Here is a 21,626-nt window from a genome sequence, read left to right as displayed (position 1 = left end):
AATTGGCAAAATAGATACATTTTTTAGCGATTAAAGCATATTTACCCACCACTCATGTTCACTTTCCTACCTTACCAGCGCAGCTTGCTGCTGACGCTTGCCCTTGTTTTTCTGGGGTTCCACGCTGGGTTTGCCCAGAAAGCTAAAGACCCCGCTCCCATTGTTAAATTTGGTCAAATTACCCCTGATCAATTTTCGAATACCACGTCCGATTCTACGGCTGAGGCCGTTGTTCTGTATGATTATGGCGAGGTGACATTTGAAAACGGTAGCAGTGAATTATGGCTGGTGTGTAATTACCATGTCAGGATACAGATTCGTAAGAAATCGGCTTATGACCGGGCTACCATTCAGTTTATTGCACGTCGTGGTAAACAGGGGCAGCATGAAATAGTTACCAACGTCGATGGTTACACCTATAACCTTACGAATGGAAGCCTAACATTTGATCGGCTTACCAAGACGGGTCATTTTACCGAAAAGGCATCCGATCAATTCTGGATTGAAAAATACACGCTGCCCAACGTTCGGGAAGGCTCCATCATTGAGTACCAATACACAACGCGTACACCCTTTAGTATCAGCTATAATCCCAGGACGTGGAAATTCCAGCAGGAAATACCCGTTAACTGGAGTGAATACCGTATTACAATACCTGATTATTTCTATTACAAAATCTTGCAGAGCGGGTATTTGTCCATGACGGTCAATAAGCGCGAATCTACGTCGGTCGATTTATTATCCGGTCAGGGTTCGGTTACGGCATCTGCTTACCGGTTTGCCATAGGAAACGTTCCGGCTTTTCGGGATGAGGCTTACATTACTACAGAGGATGACTACTTATCCAAAATTGAATTTGAACTGGCAAGCTATCAACTACCGGGTGCCAGCGGCCCGCTGAACACGAATATTTCTGTTGGATGGGAAGCTATGGATAAAACTCTGCTCAATGATGCTGACTTCGGCGGGCAGATTAAACGGGCGGCTTTCCTGCGCGAAACGGCAAAAACACTAAACAGCAAGCATACCGATACCCTGAGCCGTGTTAACGCTGCTTACGATTTTGTTCGTCAGACTATAAAATGGAATGAAGAAGCATCGATCTGGTCGGGGAATATCAAGAAAGCATTTGAGGATAAAAAAGGCGACGTGGCCGATATTAACCTGATGTTGATTGCCTTACTGCGGGAGATGGATATTGATGCCAATCCGGTTATTCTGAGCACGCGCTCCCACGGGCGTATCAATGAAACCTATCCCTTATTGAAGAAATTTAATTATGTCGTTGCCCAAGTTTCAATAGGTGGCAAAGACCAGCTTCTGGATGCCACCGACCCGTATTTGGTCCCCGGAATGCTCCCTGTCCGTTGCCTGAATGGAACCGGTCGGCTGGTGCATCCAACAAAGGCCCGCTTCATCTCATTGCTGCCCGCTGAGCGTGATATTGAGTCTCAAATTGGTTCCTTTACCCTCAGCCGCGATGGCGAAGTTGCCGGCACGCTCATGCACTCGCATGGGGGCTATAGTGCCTGGAGTAGCCGGAAGCAATTTGCTATGGAGGGGAAAACGAAATACCTGGAGCGTGTTCAGAAAAAACGCACGGCCTGGCAAATTGAACAGGCCGACTTTTCGGGTACAGATATAACGAATAGCTCATTTAATGAGAAATATAGCCTCACGATTCCAGAAGCCTGTAGTAGGGCAGGAGACCGGCTGTATTTCCGCCCAATGCTGACCGAAGCGCATGGCGAAAATCCATTTAAGGAAGCTGAACGACTCTATCCGGTAGACTTTGGGACACAAATCGAGGAGACTTTTACCGCTACCTACACCCTGCCCGAAGGCTTTCAGGTAGAGGAAATGCCCAAGCCGGTTTCTATGGTTTTACCTGAGAATGGGGGGCGTTTTTTATATCAACTAGCCGTGACGAATGGCAACCAGCTTCAGGTTGTCAGCCGGATCATCCTTCGTAAAACACGCTATTTAGCCGGGGAGTATGGCCCATTGCGGGAACTGTTTAGTCGTATCGCGGCCAAACATGCCGAGCAGGTTGTGTTGAAACGGGGCGCTGTTGCCGAAAAGAAATAAGCACATGATAAAACAACTTATTTTTCTGATTCTACTAACGAATCAAGGCACTTGGGCGCAGTCCGAATATCAGGCTGGTGTACTATCGTCGGCATTGACAGAAAATGCCCATGCGGTTGTTCGCAGGCATGAAACAATCTTTACCGTAAAATCGGTAGGGGAGGCTAACCTGAGTGTTCATACCGTTGTTACGGTGCTGGATGAGCAAGGAGATGACCAGGCCAAAAAGGTGGTTGGGTATGATAAACTCTCCAGAGTGACCAACCTGGAGGGCGCCCTTTATGATGCCGCGGGTAAGTTGATCAAGAAGCTGAAAAAAGCCGATATAGATGACTCCAGCACCTATAGCGACTATAATCTTTTCGATGATCAGCGCATGAAGGTCGCTTCTTTTCCGAAACAGCCCAGCTATCCCTACACGGTTGAATTTCTGGTGGAGACAACGGAGCGAAACCTGATGTTTTACCCAACCTGGGTGCCGCAGGACGAGGAGCATCTGGCTGTAGAACAGGCGGCATATACCGTAAATATGCCGCCTGCGCTGGCCTTACGCTATAAAGAAATGAACCTGCCTACACCGGGCGTGTCAAGTTCGTTGCCGGACGGCGGAAAAACGTATAGCTGGAAAATAAATAACAGGCCAGCCCTGGAGTTTGAGCCAATATCGCCACCAGCCAGAGAGCAACTCCCCTTGGTTTACACAGCTCCTGCCGCATTTGATGTGCAGGATTACAAAGGGCAGATAACGAGCTGGAAAGACGTAAGCCGGTTTTATCACAGCCTGAACGATGGCCGCGACCGTATTCCCGAGGACCTACGGCAACGAGTTTTGGACTTAACGAAAAACGAAACAACCACGCTCGGGAAAGTACGAAAAGTGTATGCCTACTTACAGGATAATACACGCTACATCAGTGTGCAGTTGGGCATTGGTGGCTGGCAAACGATTGAAGCCGATAAGGTAGCCGACAGTAAATACGGCGATTGTAAAGCCCTGACGAATTATGCCAAAGCGATGCTGAAAGCTGTTGGCGTTACAGCCTATCCAGCATTGGTGCGAGCCGGAGATAAGGAGCCTGATATATTGGTCGATTTTCCGAGTTTTCAGTTTAACCACGTCATTTTGTGCGTACCCAACGGGCGTGACACCCTTTTTCTGGAATGTACAAGCGGGCATGGTCCGGCGGGTTATATGAGCGATTTTACGGGCAATCGGCATGTGCTTCTTGTTTTGCCCGATGGAGGTCGGTTGATAAAAACGCCTGTATATAGTCCAACGGATAACCGCCAGCAACGGCAGATTGTGGTTAACCTTACCGAACAGGGCGATGCCTCGGCCAATGTCCGAACAATTTATAGCGGCCTTCAACAGGATGATTACGCCAGTGCAATTCATCGGCTAAACCACGACGATCAGCGGAGCTGGCTGCTAAAACGTATTCATGTTCCAGCTTTTGAACTGACGTCATTCGGTTACAAGGAACAGATCGAACCCATGCCTGTGGTTGTTGAAACTCTGGATATGACTGCCCGCCGTTGGGCAACAGTGAGTGGAACAAGGCTGTTTTTGCCGCTTAATCTTATGTCTGCTTTGTCGCCGGTTGCTCCACTTACGCAACCGCGCCGGACTGCCATTGAGTTAGGCGCTAATTATGATTTTGCCGATAGTGATACAATTACCTACCAACTTCCAAAAGGCTATGAACCAGAATATAAACTAGAACCACAGATAATCGAATCAACGTTTGGCCGTTATACCGCTCAGCTAGCTATTAAAGGTGACCATATCACCTATGTTCGTCAGATAACCATGCATGGAGGACGCTTTCCGGCAGCAGCGTATGCAGACCTGATCGACTTCCGAAAAAAGGTTGCTAAGGCCGACCGCGTACAAATGGTATTCATTAAACGAAATTAAACCAAACCCTTTGCCCGCTGTCGAACGTTTATAGATAAATGATTCACTTATCAAACATGAAAAAAAGCCTTGCTTTACTATTCGTGGCTCTACCGTTGTTGTTCAGCCAGTGTAGTGTTAATAAACAGATTTCACAGGCCAAAACGCTGGGCGATTGTCGGTATACCATCGCGTCGGCCGACAGTATTTACCTAGCGGGAATTGATGTGCGCCAACTGCGGAAACTGGAAGATATTAACCCTGCCCGCTATCCAAGACTGGCCGCCGGTCTGTTAACACGAAATGTGCCGCTGGACGCTCGTCTGAACATCGATATTACCAATCCAACCAACAAGCTGGCGGGTATAAATCAATTGGAATACCGGATTTTGCTGGCTGGTCAGGAGTTGTTCAACGGCTTCCTGAATCAGCGTATCGAAGTGCAGCCCGGTGGTGGACATACCCGCGTTCCGATTCGGTTAAATACCAACGCTTACCAACTGCTTACGGATAGCAAGACGCGCGATGCCTTTACGCAGTTGGTACAGAACCTGTCTGGAGCAAGCGGTACGCAGCCCTCAAAACTGACCATTCGGATCAAACCAACGCTGGATATGCTGGGTAAGCAGGTTAATTATCCTGGCTATATCACTATTGATCAGGATGTAACAAATAAAATTTTGTTAGGAAACTAAAGAGAACAGGCTTTTATATCGCTTAACTCAGTAGCATTTCGGTCGCCCCGGCTTTTTTAGGTCGGGGCGATTTATTTGATTGCCTTTCCAGAAAACGAAGTTTATAAAGTCGATTAATGAACAATACAATGCGCTATATTCTCTTTTCCTGTTTATTGGCGGGCTCAATCCTAACCAGCCGGGCTCAGTCGAACCAGATTCAGCTTACGCATAACGAAGCCCAAAAGAAGGTTACAGTTATGGTAGACGGAAAACCCTTTACGGCCTACATCTATCCAGGCCCAACGGTGCTGAAAAAACCGGTTCTGTATCCGATTCTGACCGCAGGGGGGAATTTTATAACGCGTGGCTGGCCACTTGACCCTCGTCCGGGCGAGCGCATCGACCACCCGCACCATGTGGGTATGTGGTTTAATTACGGCGATGTAAACGGACATGATTTCTGGAATAATTCCATCGAAATCGGGCCGGAACACAAGGGACCATTTGGGACGATTGTTCACACGGGAGTAAAGTCCATGAAAAGCGGCAAAGGACAAGCCGAACTGGTCGTTACCGCCGACTGGCTCGATAAAGATAGTAAGCCTATGCTCCAGGAAACAACGACCTATATCTTTGGCGCAGGTGCCGATAAACGTATTATTGACCGGGTCACAACCCTGAAAGCGCTTGACAAAGAGGTCGTTTTTAAAGACAATAAAGAAGGGATGATCGCTTTGCGCCTGGCCCGTCAGCTCGAACACCCATCAACGAAGCCCGAGGTTTTTACCGATGCGCAGGGCGTGGCAACGAAAGTGCCTACGCTGGATAATGCCGGTATAACCGGACTTTACCACACCAGCGAGGGCGTGGAAGGCGATGCTGTTTGGGGTACTCGCGCTCCCTGGACCAAACTAACCGGCACTGTCGGGAATGAAGCTGTATCGATAGTGTTGATGGACAATCCGAAAAACGTTGGCTACCCAACCTATTGGCACGCAAGGGGTTATGGTCTGTTTGCGGCCAATCCACTGGCACCATCTGTATTCAGCAATGGCAAAGCAGCCGCTATGAACTACACGTTACCGTCTGGTCAATCTGTTACGTTTCGTTACCGTTTACTGATTCAATCGGGAAGTTTGTCAGATGTAGCCTTGAAACAGTTTGTTAGGTAAATGAAAGTGATACTTAACTGTTAATTTGTAAATTTATTTTGGCATAATATTTGCCAATGGGTCATAAGGTACACGAAAATGTACTTTAATTATGATCCTTCCTTTTTTTTGGACCTTATTACGGTTAACATACAGCACTGTTTTTGCCGTAATTCTGATAATAGGGGGAGTAAATGCCCAACCCCGCATTTCGGCTACCCATACTCCATCGGCTCCTCCATTGCTTCGCAGAGGAGCCGATGGTCTTCATACCATTGAAAACGGCCAGATTAAGGTTGGTGTCAACACTAACTACGGTGGCGCCATTACATATCTTGCCTTTCTGGATAGTCATGGTGGTAAAGTGAGTACCGCCAATATGGTTAACAATCCTGATCTTGGCCGACAAATCCAGATTGCTCTATATAGTGGTCCAATTGATTATTCGGATCGATGGGGATGGCACCTTGGCTGGGATCCAATTCAGGCGGGCGATACCTATGGAAACTCATCCGAAGTGGTTGTTCTTGAGGAGAAACCAAATCTATTATACGTAAAAACGATTCCCAAGCAGTTCGGTATACCCAATGAACCGGGCGAGGCAACCATTGAGCACTGGATTCATCTGGAAGGCAACCTTGTAAAGGTGCATGCTAAAGTAGTGATGCTGCGCTCCGACAAAAACCAGTATGAGGCTCGCCAGCAGGAGTTTCCCTGTGCCTACTTAAATGGCGACTATCATAATATGTGGTTCTACAAAGGCAGTGAGCCATATACGAATGACAAACTTTCTCTTGAACATATCCAGCCTCCCAGTACCATGTTATTTGGCGATGTTTATCCAACAGAACCCTGGATGGCGTCAACAAACGACAATGGATACGGAATGGGTTTGTATGTGAAGGATAATTATGAATGGAAAAGAGGCTATTTTGGAAGTGATTTGAGTGGTGATGAATACAGTACGGTTGCTTCTTACATTGCGGCTGCAAACCGGGTTGTACTGGATCACAATCTGGTTTATGAATGGGATTATGAATTAATTGTGGGTCATCTGGATGAGATTCGATCGCACATCTACACAAAAACACCCATCTCTTCCCTAATTAATTACCGGTTCGACACATCGCGCAGAGGCTGGTATTATCATAATGCACAGGATGCCGGCTTGCCAATTCAGGGTAAACTCCATGTCAACCTAACGAATCCTGACAATAACAATATTGTGGCCATCTCCTCACCTTATTCTTTTTGGAAAGGCGGTAATAACCCTAAACTTTATTTGCGTGCAGCCTTCAAAACGAAGGTTGACAAATTCAGGATGAGATGGCGTCGTAGTGAAGAGGCTACTATGCTGGGTACCCCTGACCGACAACTGGATTTTTCAATTATTAACGATGGTCAATTTCATACCTACGAAATTGACCTCAGTCAGAATGCAGACTGGTTGAAGAATAACATTGGGCAGGTTGAGTTCGGTGCAGTCAGAGAAGGACCACTCGTAAGTGGCTGGGTAGAAATTGAATGGCTGTCAACTGCGCAGAACGGGCCATTAGATCAGCCTGCAGTTGCTCAGGAGCCCGCTCCAATTCCCTGCGAGCCCGGACGTATTCCCATCTCGGTTAAGCGAGTGACGTATAGCCGGGCGAAGTGAAAATTAGTGAGTCATTGGCTGACCGAACCGGCGAATGCAATACGCTCGGCGGTTCGATCAGCCAATGACTCACGTACAACTTACTAATTCAAATGGACCAGCGCTGATCGATAAACGCGGCCTTCGACCGATTCCAGCCAGGAACGAAGTATATTATTTTCGACAGTGGCCCGCCCGAGTTCATTATCAATTTGCCGTAGTAAAAAAAATAACTGATGCACATGCATCCACTGTTCGGCTAACTGGTTTTTACGCTCAATTTTCTGCTTTTGCTGTCGCGCATCCTGCGTGAGTTGTCGCAAACTCATTTTGAGGTGATAACGCAATATAATCAATCGGCTGGCCATGGGTAACTCGTTCTGATTGCGCTCCATGTGCGAAATACTTTTGGCCAGCATGTTGTTGCGTTGCTGAAGTTGGTCGGATACAATCATCCAGGCATGTTCAGCTTGTAAAGAGTCATACGTTACAATTTTCATGGTGATTAGTACGAATACGGTTTATAAACAAATATAATAATAACACAATTGATTTTATAGTAAATTTCGTGTTTTAGCAAATATTTTTCTGCATACCGTTAAGCAAACAAACTATTTTGTAGGTAAATCACTGGTGTTTTTACTTGTTTAAAAATGGGAACATCATCTTGCTAATTGCACCAAAACCAGTGTGAAGTATATAGTTTAACGAGCGAAGTTTGAAGTTTGATGGTAAACATCGAACTTCAAAGCACGAACGTCACTCCTGCTCATGGACCCTATCTATCGCGCACTTATTGTCTGCACAAATCATACAGACTACCCAACAAAGTCTCATAAAACGGGCTTGTGGCTAAGTGAAGCCACCCACTTCTACGATGAGCTGGCGGGTCGTAACTTACCCTATGATATTGCCAGTCCCAGCGGTGGGCCCATTCCTATTGATGAGAAGAGCATTGACCGGCGGGATACCATCAACGAGAAATGGTATCATGACCCTTCGTTTCGGGCCAAACTGGATAACTCCCTTCGCCTTGCGGACGTGAACCCGGCCAATTACCAGATTATTTATTTTACCGGTGGTCATGGCACTATGTGGGATTTTCCGAATGATCCAACTGTGCAGAGCCTGACCCGGCAGATTTATGAAAAGGGAGGGATGGTGGCGGCTGTTTGCCACGGTGTCAGCGCGTTGCTCAACGTAACCTTGTCTGACGGCTCGCTGCTGATCGACAACCGACAGCTAACGGGTTTCTCAAATATGGAAGAAAAACTTGTTCGACTGGATGAAGAGGTGCCGTTTTTGCTGGAAGATGCGCTCCGACAGAAAAAGGCACTATACAGCAAAAGCCTGTTGCCCTTTATGCCCTATATTGAAGTCGATGAGCGATTGGTAACGGGGCAGAACCCGCTTTCGGCCCGAAAAGTTGGCCGGAAGGTGTTAGAAGAAATATATGAGAAGTAAGATTAATGAATAATGTAAAATGTACAATGAATAATGTACACTGATAATAGATAGTGATCACGCCTGATATGTGCGTTAACCATTATTCATTGTACATTTTACATTCCTAAACTACTGCCTGCGGAAAAATGTCGCGCAGGGATTGTAATTCCTGATCTTTCTCGGAAACAATAGGATTCGCGATGCCCCAGTCGATGTTAAGGTCGGGGTCGTTCCAGATAATACCAGATTCAGCCCCTTTGTTGTACACATTAGTACATTTATAGCAAAAAATACTGTCTTCCAGTGCAACAAATCCATGTGCGAAACCTTCCGGTATGTAGGCCATATTGGCTAATTTAGCATCCAGTAAAAACGTCTCGTATTGCCCGAATGTAGCCGAATCGGGGCGCAAATCAACAGCCACATCTAATACTTGTCCGCTAATTACCCGAACCAGTTTGCCTTGGGCAAATGGCGAATTTTGCATGTGTAAACCGCGTAGAACGCCCTTTACAGAAAACGACTGATTGTCCTGAACGAAATCCATAGGTAAGCCCAGCGATACGAAAAGGGGCTTATTGTAGGTTTCGAAAAAATGACCACGCTCGTCTTCAAAAACGCGTGGAATTAATTCAATCAGGCCTTCAATGGCTGTTTGCCGAACTTGCATAATAGAGGGGTGTTGCGTAAACGTAGTTACTCTTAGCGGACAAATTTATGAAACTGGCACCACAAGTTGTACTTTTGGAAATAATCATTTAGCGTAGAACGTTGCGGTTGAGCATGACATATTCGGAATTAAGTGAGCAAATTTTTCAGAAGCGTTCCTATTTATGTGTTGGATTGGATACGGACCCTCGTAAACTCCCCCGGCATTTATTGACCGAAGCTGATCCGGTATTTACATTTAATAAAGCGATCATTGATGCAACTGCAGAATTTGCCGTTTCCTATAAGCCCAATATTGCTTTCTACGAAGCGCAGGGACCACGCGGCTGGGAGAGCCTGCAAAAAACACTGGCGTATATTCCTGAAAATTGCTTCACCATTGCCGATGCAAAACGGGGTGATATAGGCAATACCTCAGACCTGTATGCCCGCACTTTCTTTGACTCTGCAGCAGCCGGACTCGCTTTCGATTCGGTTACGGTTGCTCCCTACATGGGTCGCGATTCTGTACTGCCCTTTCTGGCTTATGAGGGCAAATGGGTTATTTTGCTGGCGTTGACGTCAAACCCCGGCAGTGCCGATTTTCAGCGGCAGCAACTGCACGATGGCCCTCTTGGGAGTCAGGCCTTATTTGAAACCGTTATCCAGACGGCCCAAACCTGGGCGGGCCACGATCAACTGATGTTTGTAGTGGGTGCCACTCAGACTAGTGAACTGCAACGAATTCGGGAACTGGCTCCCAATAATTTCCTGCTTGTGCCAGGTGTTGGGGCTCAGGGGGGTAATTTGGCCGATGTGTCGCGGTTAGGGTTGACAAAGACGGGTGGGTTACTGGTCAATGCGTCGAGAAACATCCTGTATGCATCGGACGGGACTGATTTTGCCGACAGGGCTAGAGAAGAAGCCAGAGCATTACAGCAGGAAATGGCGCAGCACCTGGCCAGCTTGGATTGATAATTCGTGGAAGTAACCGATATTAGGTATCACTTTAATTGATTGTGTTTATATTTAAGACACAATCAGAGTCTTACTACATACCTGTTAGCTATTTTCCCGTGTCTGAATCCTTTCTGTATTTTATCTGGCAATATCAGTATTTCTCGAAAAATAGTCTGATAACTACCGATGGCCACGTTGTTCAGATAGTACATACGGGCTTTCGAAATCATAATGCCGGGCCGGATTTTACGAATGCTCGTCTGCTTATTGACAACGTAGAATGGGTTGGTACAGTGGAAATGCATATTCGTACGTCAGATTGGCTTGCTCATAATCATCAGCACGACCGGGCCTATGACAATGTAATTCTGCACGTTGTCTGGCAGGATGATCGCGCTGCAAATGGCAAGCGTGTGGATCGACTAGACGGAATGCCATTGCCCACGCTGGAATTAAGCCCACTTACTGACCCAGCTTTATTAGAACGCTTTCAGGCACTTACCACTTCGCCGGATGCCATTCCCTGTGCCGGACAATTTAAGTCTGTGTCACCCCTGCGCCTTACGTCTATGCTGGATAAAGCGATGATGCAGCGGCTTGAACGTAAAGCCGAAGACGTTCATGAAATTGTTAGACAAACGAACGGTGATTGGGAAGAAACGGCTTACCGACTGTTGGCAGCCAACATGGGCTTTAAGATCAACGCTGATCCAATGGCGCAACTTAGTCGGACAGTGCCCTTAAAAGCCATTCTGAAGCATAGAGATAACCTGTTGCAAGCCGAAGCAATGTTATTTGGTACGGCAGGGTTGCTACCCATCGACGAACCCGATGACTATGCAGCAACTCTACAGCGGGAATATCGGTTCCTGTCGGTTAAGTATGCACATGCCGATAAACAAATAACGGCTCATGCCTGGAAATGGGGTCGACTTCGACCCGCTAACTTTCCAACCCTCCGGCTGGCTCAATTCGCTCGTTTACTGACGCAGCACGCCAGTTTATTCTCACTTTTTGTGGGTACAACAGACATTGGCCGATTGGTGAAATCATTGCAGGTTATGCCATCCGACTACTGGCAGTCGCACTACCGATTCGGGAAAGAAACCCCAAAGGCTGCTCCAGCTCTGGGCCAGAATTCGGCCGAAAATATAGTGATCAACACCATTGTACCGTTGTTGGCGGCCTATGCCCATCATCGTGGGCAACCCGCTTACATTGATCGGGCCATAGCCTTGCTTGAGCAACTCCCCCCAGAAAAAAACCGCCTGACCGACAACTGGGATACCCTTGGTCTGGGTATCCGCACAGCGTTCGATTCGCAGGCGGCCATTGAACTCTACAATGAATTCTGTTCCGTAAAAAAATGCCTGAATTGTCAGGTAGGAGCAGGGCTGTTGAAATAATGGATAATGTGTAATGACTAATGAATTTTGCCACTGACCATTCATTATCCATTAGTCATTACACATTATTCATTTAACTAATAATCACATCCTGCTTGGCGGCATCCCAGGTTACGCGCTTGCCGGTGTGCAGGGCCGTAGTAGCCATAATGTTGGCTATAGAGTGGTTGAAACCAACTCGTGCCGGTGCATTAGGCTCTTTGCGGCTACGAACACAACCCATCCAGTTCAACATGTGCAGCGACGTCATTGGGTCGCCACCGGTGTTGGCAGATGTCTCCATTTTAGCCGCTTCACCCAGTGCCATCGTTGGAAGCAGATTGGCCTGCATGTTCATGTCTTTGGCATATTTTGCTTCCAGACCACCCTCAGGCGAGATCTTGTTCGTATCGAGGTTGATCATACCCCCATTCGAGAAATAATATTCTTTAACGCCACCCGCTTCGTTGTTCATTCGGGAGGAGTACAGCACCTGAAAGCCTTTGGTTTTGTCGTTGTCCGGGCCGTAATCAAATACGGCTGTAAAGGTGTCGGCATTAACGCGGCCATCTTTCCAACTGTATACCCCGCCATTAGCAACCACCGAACGTGGGTGATCCAGCCCGCTGAACCAGTGTACAGTATCAATCTGGTGCGACATCCACTGGCCGGGAATACCAGACGAGTAGGGGTAGAACAGCCGGAACTCAAGGTATTTGCGCGGGTCCCATTCGGTTTTGGGTCGGTTTAGTTGGTAACGATCCCAGTCGGTGTCTTCCTTCCGAATCTCAGACACTAACTTAGGCCGACGCCAGCGACCGGGCTGGTTGACATTCCAGGTCATTTCGACCATAGTGATGTCGCCGAATTTACCTGATTTGATAAAATCGTTAGCGGAGTGGTAGTTAGGGGCCGACCGACGTTGTGAGCCAACCTGCACAATTTTTCTGGAACTCTCTACCGCTTTTACGGCTTTGCGGGCATCGGCGAGCGATTCGGCAAATGGTTTTTCGCAATAGGCATCTCGGCCCGATTCAACAGCGGCAACGCAGTGGAGTGCGTGCTGGAAATCGGCAGTGCTGATGATCACAGCATCTACGTCCTTGCGATCAAGAAGTTCGTCGTTATTGCGGGCTTTGAAAAACGAATCGTCGTTCCAGCCTTTACCTTTTAAATACTGTTCAGCTTCATCGCGACGGCGGCTCCAGATGTCCGATACGCCTACAAAAGCAAAGTTCTGGGCTTTGGCATGTTCCATGAACGCGGGGGCCAGCGATTGCCGGAAGCGATCAGAAAAACCAATGATACCCACTCGAACACGGTCGTTCGAGCCGAGGATGCGGGCGTAGCTGCCCGCCGAAAAGCTCATGCCCAATCCGGCAAGGGCAGATTTTTTTATAAACTCACGACGATTTTCCATAAGAGATAAGCTGATAGTCAGTTTCTTATTAAAGAGTTTTGATCTTGATATTTCTAAAGGACACCAGTTCGCCGTGGTCCTGAAGCAGAATGTGTCCTTTGGGCGCTTCACCAAAACGACCATTGTTATTGTATTCGGGGGCTTTGTATTTGCTCATGGCCACTAACTCCCGGAATTTTTCGCTGCCGCGTTCGTACTCTACTACTTTTTTACCGTTCAGCCAGTGTTCTACATGCTTGCTTTTGGATATGACCCGGCCCGTATTCCACTCGCCAATGGGGTTGGCTTTCTTACCGCTTGCGGGAATCAGATCATACAACGAACCAACCGTACGGTTACCATCCCGCCCCAGTTTGGCATCGGGGTGTTTGTCATCGTCCAGCACCTGAAATTCAAGACCGAAGGCCGAACCTTTTGGTTTAGGGCTTTGCTCGGCCACAAAATACTTAACTCCGCTATTGGCTCCATCGGTCAGTTTGAAATCGAACATCAGGTCAAAGTCACTGTATTCGCCATCCGTAACAATATCGCCGTAACTCTGCGACTCCGAGCCATCCGATTTCTGAATCGTGAGTAGACCATCGTTAACACTCCATCCTCTTGCCGGAAATTTGTCTTTGTAAGCACCACGCCAGCCATTTGTCGTTTTGCCGTCGAATAATAATTTCCAGCCGTCTTTTTTCTCTTTAGTTGTCAGAGTATTAGGTGCCTGCGGGCTTTCAAAAGCAAACAAGCTAAGTAATAAGCCTGATAAGATTAATTGTTTCATAAGCGTTTTCTCTGCGAATCTCTGTGTTTTCTCCGTGTATCTCTGTGTCAAATTTTTTGTTACAGCGGATGATTCAAGGTTTTTGTGATGTAGTCTTTATTGATTTGGGCGCATTGAGAAGCGGTTTTATCCTTTTCGGGTACACCATCTAATTCAATAATACCCCAGCCCTTGAAGTTGATTTCGTCAAGCGCTTTGAATACCGCTGGAACATCGACATTTCCCCGGCCCAGTTCAACGAATTTATAAGCTTTTGGGTCGCCGGGCTTGTCGGGTAGGGGCGACATCGTGTCTTTCAGATGAAGTGCGTAAATAATGTCTTTGTATTGCTTTACGGCTTTCTCGGGTAGCCCGCCACCTTGCTTGTAATGAGCAATATCGAGTTCTAGTTTTACGAACTTGGGGTTCATCGCCTGCACAATCACCTCCACTTCCTCGGGCGTTTCGCCGAGCTGGCTCATGTGGTTATGGTAGGTTGCCTGTACACCCAAGTCGGCGGTTTGTTTACCAATTTCGTTCATCACGGTTGCCAACCGTTTCAGTTCCTCGGTGGTTGGAAGCCGGTCTTTGGGGCGGGCCGAGTTGGTCAACTGAATAGCCGAGCCTCCCAGCGCTTTTACAAAACTGGCATGGGCCACGTGCATGTCAATGGTACTTTGCTCTTTGGCGGGGTCGATCTCGACGTTCCCACTCGAAAACATTGCCAGCGCCAGATGGTGCTGGTCGAGCAACGCTTTTAATTCGGATGGTTTGGCTTTGTAGGGGCCAAAGGCATTAGCCCGTAATTGAATGCCCCGGTAGCCTAGTGCCGACAGGTCCGCAATAGCCTGGGCATCGTTACCACCCCAGGTGATAGCCGAGTAGGCAATTTTCAGGCCGGATGGTTTAGCGGCACCGGCCAATAGCCGATTTGTACCCGCTAGCAAAGTCAGGGCCGAAACGCCCGCCGTTGTCAAAAACTGTCGTCGGTTTACCGTTTCCAGCATAGTTGTAAGGATCAAAAATCAATGGTAGCCGATGCCACAAAGACTGATTGTGAACTGAATCTTTTTATGTAAAACCTGCTAAAATAAGTGCTCAGGTATATACTTCTACTTATTTTAAAGGGCGAAAGAGTGAACGAGCAAAAAACTGGCGTAAGCAATTTTTACTCGTTCACTCTTTCGCCCTTTCATAACTTAATACCCTGGATTCTGGGGAAACCCAGGACTACCGTCAGCCGCTTTCTCAGTACGGTCAATCTGGGTTTGCGGAATTGGCCGCAGATTATGGATTTCTTTTACGTTCACTGCTGCTTGAGGGTTATATAATTTAACTCGCTCAACCAGATTGCCCCAGCGTTTCAAATCCATCCATCGGATTTGCTCGCCGAGTAATTCCCGTCCTCGTTCCTGATAGATCATTTCCATATCCATCTGGGCGGTTGTTATTTCCATGGCCGTCTCTTTGCCAGGCCACGCAGCCCGACGGCGAACCATGTTGATCGCGGCTGTAGCGTCTGCCGTTTTGCCCAGCTTCAGTTGGGCCTCCGCCAGAATAAGATACGTTTCGGCCAGACGGAAGGCTAAGAAATCCCGGCTACCTGGTTCGTAAGTCCGATCTGGACGGAGTGGATCGAAGAATTTTTGCAGTGTAGGAAACAGTGCTTCATTGTAGGCACTTGGTACGAGTACCTGATACGGTTTGGCGGCCCGCTGGGCCAATGTCCATTCAACACCCGGAATGTAAATGGCGGTGTCGCCTGCTTTAAAGGTAACTGTCTTTTTAGAGTTGTCGAAGGCCGTGTTGTAGGTTCCGGGAGCGTTGCTTAACCAGGTGTCTCTAAACGTTTTTTTGTAGCGAGAGTCGTTTACCCGATCTTTGAAAACAGTTTCTAGACAAAAAGCTGTTGGGCGCAATCGCTTGAATGGGCGTCCATAAAAAATGTCACGAACCATACCCGCCTGCACGTCGTACTGCATCCCAAAAAATAGGTGAAGGTTATTGCCACCCGTGTTTCCCCCCGAATTAGCAACCGGAGGAGTTGATGCATTGGTCAATGGATCAGACGTATATTGAACCGCAAAGATGACCTCATCGCTTATTTCACCGGCTCCCTGGGCAAATACGCTCGCAAAATCAGGCAGTAACTTAAAACCGTAATTGTTGATAACACTGGTGGCATATTTAGCCGCATTAGCATAATCATCGGCCGCTTTTGCCGACGATGTTGCTTTGGTCAGGTACACACGAGCGAGCAGGTGTTCGGCAGCGGCTTTGGTAGCGCGACCATAATCTGTCGACCTGATTTTGGGGTCTAGATCCGGCGCAGCTGATTCGAGATCGGCCAGGATAGCCTTGTATATGTCAGCCTCTGTTGCACGGCTGGTTTTTTTTGTGGGTGCCAGGGTTTCCGTTAATCGCAGATCGACACCACCCCACTGTTGAACAAGAATAAAATAATAGTGCGCTCGCAGAAATTTCGCTTCGGCTACCCGTAGTTTTTTCACCGCATCCGAAACGTTGGCTGCCGAAGCACGTTCGATGACCGAATTACAGGTATTGATGCCCCGATACAATTCTTCCCAAACATTTTGCAGGAAATCCACAAAGCTATTTAGTTGCGTATCGTAGAAATGAAAGCCTTTATAGCCTCCATCGGCACCGGTTGCATAGAGGTCGGTACCAAATTCGGTCATCGTTAGGCCTTGCTGCGTAGCATAAAAACTTCGTAAGGGAGCATAGGCTGCCTTGGCAGCATCCTCAAATCCCTTTGGGGTATTAACGTAATCGTTACCAATACTGGAGATTACTTTTTCTTCCAATACATTCTTGCAGGCCTGACCGCTCAGTAAGAGCATTACAAGCCCCAGGATACGCAATGATTTTGGGGAAATTATAGATTTCATTTTTTTAGAATCTAATGATTTTATAAGCCTTTAAAGCGTAGGCCAGGGCATTTACCTGGATCAACGATTATATATGTGCTTAGAATTTAACGTTCAAACCAAATGTAGTTATCCGGGTAGCCGGTACGACGTCATTATTGATGGTTCCATCCGCTGTTTCCGGATCGACGCCGTTATATTTCGACCGGTAGGTTGAAAAGATGAATGGCTGCTGGATACTGGTAAATACACGCAGCGACTGCATGCCCAGCTTCTGAGTTATTTTAGACGTGAACGTATACCCAAAATTGATATTACGCACTTTTACGAATGTGCCATCGAAGTAAAACAGGGATGAATTGTAAACGGGAAACTCCTGGTTCGACTTGGGTTGTGGAAATTCGTTGGTTGGGTTGTTAGGCGTCCAGTAGTCTACTTTAATTTGCTGATAACGACCTGCCAGCTGGTTATTGTCCCGGTGGAAGCCGCTCAAAATGGTCTGGCCAAAACGTCCATAGACGAAGAACGATAAATCGAACCCTTTATAGTTAAACCGGTTGGTAATCCCGGCACTAAAGTTGGGAATATCCGAACCCAGAAAAACGCGATCATCCGCCGTTGTTTTGCCGTCGTTATTGGTATCCTGTACTTTAATTTGTCCAACAGAGCTTTGAAACGATTTCGCCAGGTCAGCTTCGCTTGTTTGCCAAATGCCCGCTTTCTTATAGTCATAGAAAGCCGTTAATGGTTTTCCGATAAACCACCTATTGCCTAAATCATCGACAGCACCATTATAAAGCGAGATAATGGCTTCGCTGTTTTTGGTAAAGGCGAAATCAGATGTCCACTTAAATCCGCTTTTCGAATTAATGTTTACGGTCGACAGACTGAGTTCGACCCCCCGGTTACGCGTTTCACCTACGTTTTTCGTTACCGCATTGAAGCCAATAGAGGTTGGCAGTTGGTCAGACAGCAGTAAGTCGGTGGTGTTGGTTTGATAGAATTCAATCGAACCAGCTACGCGGCCTCTCCAAAAGCTGAAGTCTACTCCTATGTTTGACGAAGTTGATGTTTCCCATTTCAAATCCGGGTTACCAATGGTACTTGGGCGATACCCGTAAGCACCCGTATTCCCCCAGGCATAGACTGTACGGCCCAACAGGCCCTGTGTTTGATAAGGAACCACACCCTGGTTTCCTACCGACCCCCGGCTAACGCGTAGTTTTAACTGATCGAGCCAGGTCACATCCTTTAGGAAATCTTCGTTATTGATGTTCCAGGCCAGTGCGATACCCGGAAAGTTACCATATTTACTGTTTTCGCCGAAACGGCTCGAACCATCCCGCCGTAACGTAGCGGTTACCAAGTATTTATCCTTGTAGTCGTAGTTGACGCGACCCATGAACGAGTTGAGTGTCCACTGAATTAAATTACTGCCCACACCTAAGACAAGACTGGCATTACCCGTATTGTAAAACTGCTGTGACTCGGCAGGAACACCTTGTACGGACTGGCTATTGTATTCAAAGTTATCCCGCTGAATGGATTGGAGGGCCGTTATACCCAGATTATGGTTACCAAACGTCTTATTGTAAGTCAGGATATTTTCCAGGGTGTAATTGAATCCATACTGGCTGTTATTAGCTGCCGTTGCGTCGCCACCTTTCCGGTCGTTCGTTAGAGATCCTACAAAGCGACCCGCCCGCGAAACAGAAAAGTCAGGACCAAAATTGACGCGGTATTTCAAGCCGTCGATGATATTGGCTTCGGCATAAATACTATTGAAAATCCGGTACTTCTTCGTGTTGTCGATTTGGGCACCCGGTATGATCTCATACAGCGGATTAGTCAATAGCGCATCGTTTGTCGGCGCAAAAATCAGTTTACCGTTATCGTCATAGGGTCTGCCGAGTGGGTTTTGCTGGAGTGTAAAACGGTAGGGATTTAAATTGGCTCCGTTCCGGCCGCTATACATCATGTAGGACGAGATGCCTACCTTGAGTACCTTGTTAATTTGGTGGTCGATATTGGCACGAAGCGAATACCGGTTGTAATCCTGACCAGGAACAATTCCTTTATCCGTGAAGTAGCTGGCGGAAATGTAGAACTGCGTTTTTTCATTACCGCCCTGAATACCAAGTGAATGGTTTTGCTGAACGCCCTGTCTGAGAATCAACGACTGGTAATCGGTGTTCCTATTAGCCGCAATACCTGCCGCTACAGCGGGATCACCACCCAAAACGGCTACTTTTGAGTCTGCAAAAGCATCCGCTACGCCAGTTGGAACGGGATTGCCGTTTGCATCTTTGTATAGGCCCGTTGCCCGGTAAGCTTCCCGAACATACTCGGTAAATTCGGGGCCAGTAAACAAATGGACTTTATCCAGCGGATCCGTAACACCCGCATAGGCATCATAACTGATAGTTGTTTTCCCATTGTTATTACCCCGTTTGGTTGTTACCAAGACAACACCGTTGGCACCTCTGGCCCCATAAATTGCGGTTGATGTAGCATCCTTCAGGATTTCCATCGAGGCAATATCATTTGGATTGAGATCTTCGTAACCACCCGATGCAAAATCGAACGGACGAGTGGATAGCAGTTCGTTCCGGTCGCCTGTAAGCGGAATGCCATCGACTACATAGAGCGGGTTATTGCCGGCATTGAACGAACGGCGGCCACGAATCCGGATTGTTGGTGTCGATCCGGGTCTACTTCCCGACTGCGCTACGTCGACACCCGCTACCCGGCCCTGCATCGCCTGGCCCAGGTTGGTAATAGGCATCTCCGTAATTTGCTTCGAACTTACTGACGAAATGGCTCCAGTTAACTGACTCTTTTTCTGCGTACCATAACCAACAACGACCACTTCATTCAGGGCACGGGTATCAGCTAAAATCGTTACGTCGATTGAGGAGCGGTTTCCTACGTTGATCTCCTGAGAAATAAACCCGACCGATGAGAACACTAGGATTGCCTGCTCATTCGGTACATTGATTTTATACGTGCCGTTAGCGTCCGTAGTGGTACCACGGGTGCTACCTTTCACAGCAACGTTAACGCCTGGAAGTGGTTTATTGTCGTCGGACGATAGAACTTTGCCCGATACGGATCGCTCCTGCACGGGGTTGTTCATCGGAAGCCTGTTTGTGGGTGGCGCGCTGAACGCCGGTTGGCCAACCAGCACAAGCGCTGTCAGGCCAAGCAGGGGTAACCACGATTGCCGTGGAGGTTGGGTAATTGTTGTCTGCATTATGAATTAGATTAGATTGGCGTAAAAGTTAAGTGTTAAGGTAAAAACTTGGGCGAACTGCTTGCAACCTCGATCGAATCGCCGGGTTTGAGCCGTATTGGGGTTTGATGTTTAAGAAGTAAGTCTACCTGACCCGAGGTCAGGGCTACACAAGTGCCTTTTGGGCGTTGCCGCACCCGGAATATAGTTCCCAGTGCCTCGATTGTAAGATCAGCCGTATGAACTCTAAACAGTCGGGCCGATGATGTATCATTCCGGTGAGTTATCGAAAAATCAGCCTCTCCATTTAACCATACTGCTCTTGGCGTTTCATCGGTCCATCGGCGTGCATAACGAACTGTGCTGTTAGGATACAGCGTCATCCTTGAATTGTCTGGTAGCCGAATCTGTCGGGTTTGCCCAGTAGGGGTGCTAACGGTTCGTATAGATTGGTTAGGCCCATACTGCATCCACAATGCCCAGCCAATGAGCGACACAACCGCAACTGCTGCAAGTACTGTCCTGATAAAATACCACCACCCAACAACGGCCCGTACGTCGGGTTGAAGTGGGCGAACATCTTCCATTGTTTGAAGTGATTCGCGAATCCGCCCCCATACACTTGAGATATCATCAGTCGATAAATTCGGTAAGTAAGAGCGACTCCCCGTTCGGATCAATTCACGTGCTAATTCAACCGTTTCTTCCTGGTATGGGTGATTTGATAACCATATAGTCCAATACGATGCTACCTCTTCGTCATTGGGATACTTTACCCAACGTACAAACAGGTCGTCAAGGGCGAATTCCTCAGCGCTGTAGACAGAATATGACTTATAAGACACGGTATATAACTGTTTCGTGTAAGTCAAAGCGTTAGGAATAGGGATTTCTACTTATTGGCGAACTTAAATGCGAACCAAAAAAATGTTGCTACCTTTTTCTATTGATTATGGATTTTTCAGTGATAGTTTAAATTTTCTTAATGATTACCTCTTTGAATACCTTCTGTAAGCTTGTAAATAATAGTAGACAATAGAAAGAAAAAACCTCCTTTTTTTTATGCAAGCGTTGCCGGGAACGTTCCCGAAAAGTAAAACTAGAAGATTTTGTTGTATGAAAAAGAGTTAATGCCATCGAAAACCTGTATTCGGTTAATTTACTAATTAAAAAATTTAATTAATTAAAATTGTACTTATTTTAGAAATAACTTTTTTATAAACATAATACTTTTCATTTTTACATGTCAAAATAGAATACTTTATATATAAAAATGCACACTTGTGCTTCATTTCTATAGAGTTACTAGTAAATATATGTTATTTAGGTGGTGAAATAGGTTACGGACTCAGTGGCTTTCTAACTATTATGGTTGTTATCGGTTATGTTCTCATCGACATGATGAAAAACATATATCAGCTCCGACGGCTGTTTTCAGCCTATCTTATACACA

At 47.1% G+C, this 21,626-nt stretch carries 16 protein-coding genes; 8 read left to right on the top strand and 8 right to left on the bottom strand.

Translation table 11 applies throughout. The features are described from left to right. The first annotated feature begins 54 nt into the window (after window positions 1-54). From CWM47_RS09365 to CWM47_RS09345, 5 genes are all read left to right on the top strand, one after another. The gene (locus tag CWM47_RS09365) at window positions 55-2,088 is read left to right on the top strand and encodes a transglutaminase domain-containing protein (protein WP_100987722.1); all 2,034 of its coding nucleotides are present in this window, start codon (window positions 55-57) and stop codon (window positions 2,086-2,088) included. 4 nt (window positions 2,089-2,092) lie between these two features. After that, window positions 2,093-4,006, top strand: a complete 1,914-nt coding sequence (locus tag CWM47_RS09360) for a DUF3857 domain-containing transglutaminase family protein (RefSeq protein ID WP_170069416.1) — start codon at window positions 2,093-2,095, stop codon at window positions 4,004-4,006. A gap of 56 nt (window positions 4,007-4,062) precedes the next feature. Next, window positions 4,063-4,680, top strand: coding sequence for a hypothetical protein (locus CWM47_RS09355; protein ID WP_100993810.1), 618 nt, complete (start codon window positions 4,063-4,065; stop codon window positions 4,678-4,680). A 128-nt stretch (window positions 4,681-4,808) separates the two neighbouring features. Next, entirely contained in the window at window positions 4,809-5,834 is a 1,026-nt protein-coding gene (locus CWM47_RS09350) for a DUF6807 domain-containing protein (RefSeq protein WP_100993809.1), read from the top strand. Window positions 5,835-5,925: 91 nt separating this feature from the next. Then, window positions 5,926-7,467, top strand: a complete 1,542-nt coding sequence (locus CWM47_RS09345; protein WP_240625819.1) for a hypothetical protein — start codon at window positions 5,926-5,928, stop codon at window positions 7,465-7,467. 83 nt (window positions 7,468-7,550) lie between these two features. Here CWM47_RS09345 and CWM47_RS09340 read toward each other — a convergent pair whose 3' ends face one another. Continuing rightward, on the bottom strand, window positions 7,551-7,946 hold the full coding sequence (locus tag CWM47_RS09340; RefSeq protein WP_100987721.1) for a hypothetical protein: 396 nt from the start codon (window positions 7,944-7,946) through the stop codon (window positions 7,551-7,553). A gap of 271 nt (window positions 7,947-8,217) precedes the next feature. Here CWM47_RS09340 and CWM47_RS09335 point away from each other — a divergent pair, with 271 nt between their 5' ends. Then, window positions 8,218-8,910, top strand: a complete 693-nt coding sequence (locus CWM47_RS09335) for a type 1 glutamine amidotransferase domain-containing protein (RefSeq protein ID WP_100987720.1) — start codon at window positions 8,218-8,220, stop codon at window positions 8,908-8,910. Window positions 8,911-9,016: 106 nt separating this feature from the next. Here the strand turns inward: CWM47_RS09335 and rfbC are convergent, their stop codons facing one another. Beyond that, window positions 9,017-9,562 carry a dTDP-4-dehydrorhamnose 3,5-epimerase gene (rfbC, locus tag CWM47_RS09330; protein WP_100987719.1) on the bottom strand — a complete coding sequence of 182 codons (546 nt, stop codon included), beginning with the start codon at window positions 9,560-9,562 and terminating at the stop codon, window positions 9,017-9,019. 113 nt (window positions 9,563-9,675) lie between these two features. Here rfbC and pyrF point away from each other — a divergent pair, with 113 nt between their 5' ends. Both pyrF and CWM47_RS09320 read left to right on the top strand, forming a co-directional pair. Further along, the gene (gene pyrF / locus CWM47_RS09325) at window positions 9,676-10,515 is read left to right on the top strand and encodes an orotidine-5'-phosphate decarboxylase (protein ID WP_100987718.1); all 840 of its coding nucleotides are present in this window, start codon (window positions 9,676-9,678) and stop codon (window positions 10,513-10,515) included. Between the two features lie 101 nt (window positions 10,516-10,616). Further along, window positions 10,617-11,906 (top strand): DUF2851 family protein, encoded by a 1,290-nt coding sequence (locus tag CWM47_RS09320; RefSeq protein ID WP_100993807.1) that lies wholly within the window; start codon window positions 10,617-10,619, stop codon window positions 11,904-11,906. Between the two features lie 73 nt (window positions 11,907-11,979). Here CWM47_RS09320 and CWM47_RS09315 read toward each other — a convergent pair whose 3' ends face one another. The 6 genes from CWM47_RS09315 to CWM47_RS09290 form a co-directional block, all read right to left on the bottom strand. Continuing rightward, window positions 11,980-13,305: a Gfo/Idh/MocA family protein gene (locus tag CWM47_RS09315; protein WP_100987717.1), complete on the bottom strand. Its 1,326-nt coding sequence runs from the start codon at window positions 13,303-13,305 to the stop codon at window positions 11,980-11,982. 28 nt (window positions 13,306-13,333) lie between these two features. Further along, window positions 13,334-14,074 (bottom strand): 3-keto-disaccharide hydrolase, encoded by a 741-nt coding sequence (locus CWM47_RS09310; RefSeq protein WP_100987716.1) that lies wholly within the window; start codon window positions 14,072-14,074, stop codon window positions 13,334-13,336. A 59-nt stretch (window positions 14,075-14,133) separates the two neighbouring features. After that, window positions 14,134-15,060 (bottom strand): sugar phosphate isomerase/epimerase family protein, encoded by a 927-nt coding sequence (locus CWM47_RS09305; RefSeq protein ID WP_100987715.1) that lies wholly within the window; start codon window positions 15,058-15,060, stop codon window positions 14,134-14,136. A gap of 192 nt (window positions 15,061-15,252) precedes the next feature. Continuing rightward, complete coding sequence (locus CWM47_RS09300) at window positions 15,253-16,962, bottom strand: RagB/SusD family nutrient uptake outer membrane protein (RefSeq protein ID WP_100987714.1); 1,710 nt, start codon at window positions 16,960-16,962, stop codon at window positions 15,253-15,255. Window positions 16,963-17,041: 79 nt separating this feature from the next. After that, window positions 17,042-20,194 carry a SusC/RagA family TonB-linked outer membrane protein gene (locus tag CWM47_RS09295; protein WP_100987713.1) on the bottom strand — a complete coding sequence of 1,051 codons (3,153 nt, stop codon included), beginning with the start codon at window positions 20,192-20,194 and terminating at the stop codon, window positions 17,042-17,044. A gap of 35 nt (window positions 20,195-20,229) precedes the next feature. Next, complete coding sequence (locus CWM47_RS09290; protein WP_240625817.1) at window positions 20,230-21,045, bottom strand: FecR family protein; 816 nt, start codon at window positions 21,043-21,045, stop codon at window positions 20,230-20,232. Between the last annotated feature and the right edge of the window lie 581 nt (window positions 21,046-21,626).

The sequence above is a fragment of the Spirosoma pollinicola genome, assembly GCF_002831565.1.
Taxonomy (GTDB): Bacteria; Bacteroidota; Bacteroidia; order Cytophagales; family Spirosomataceae; genus Spirosoma; species Spirosoma pollinicola.
This window is presented reverse-complemented; position numbering and strand designations above follow the sequence as displayed.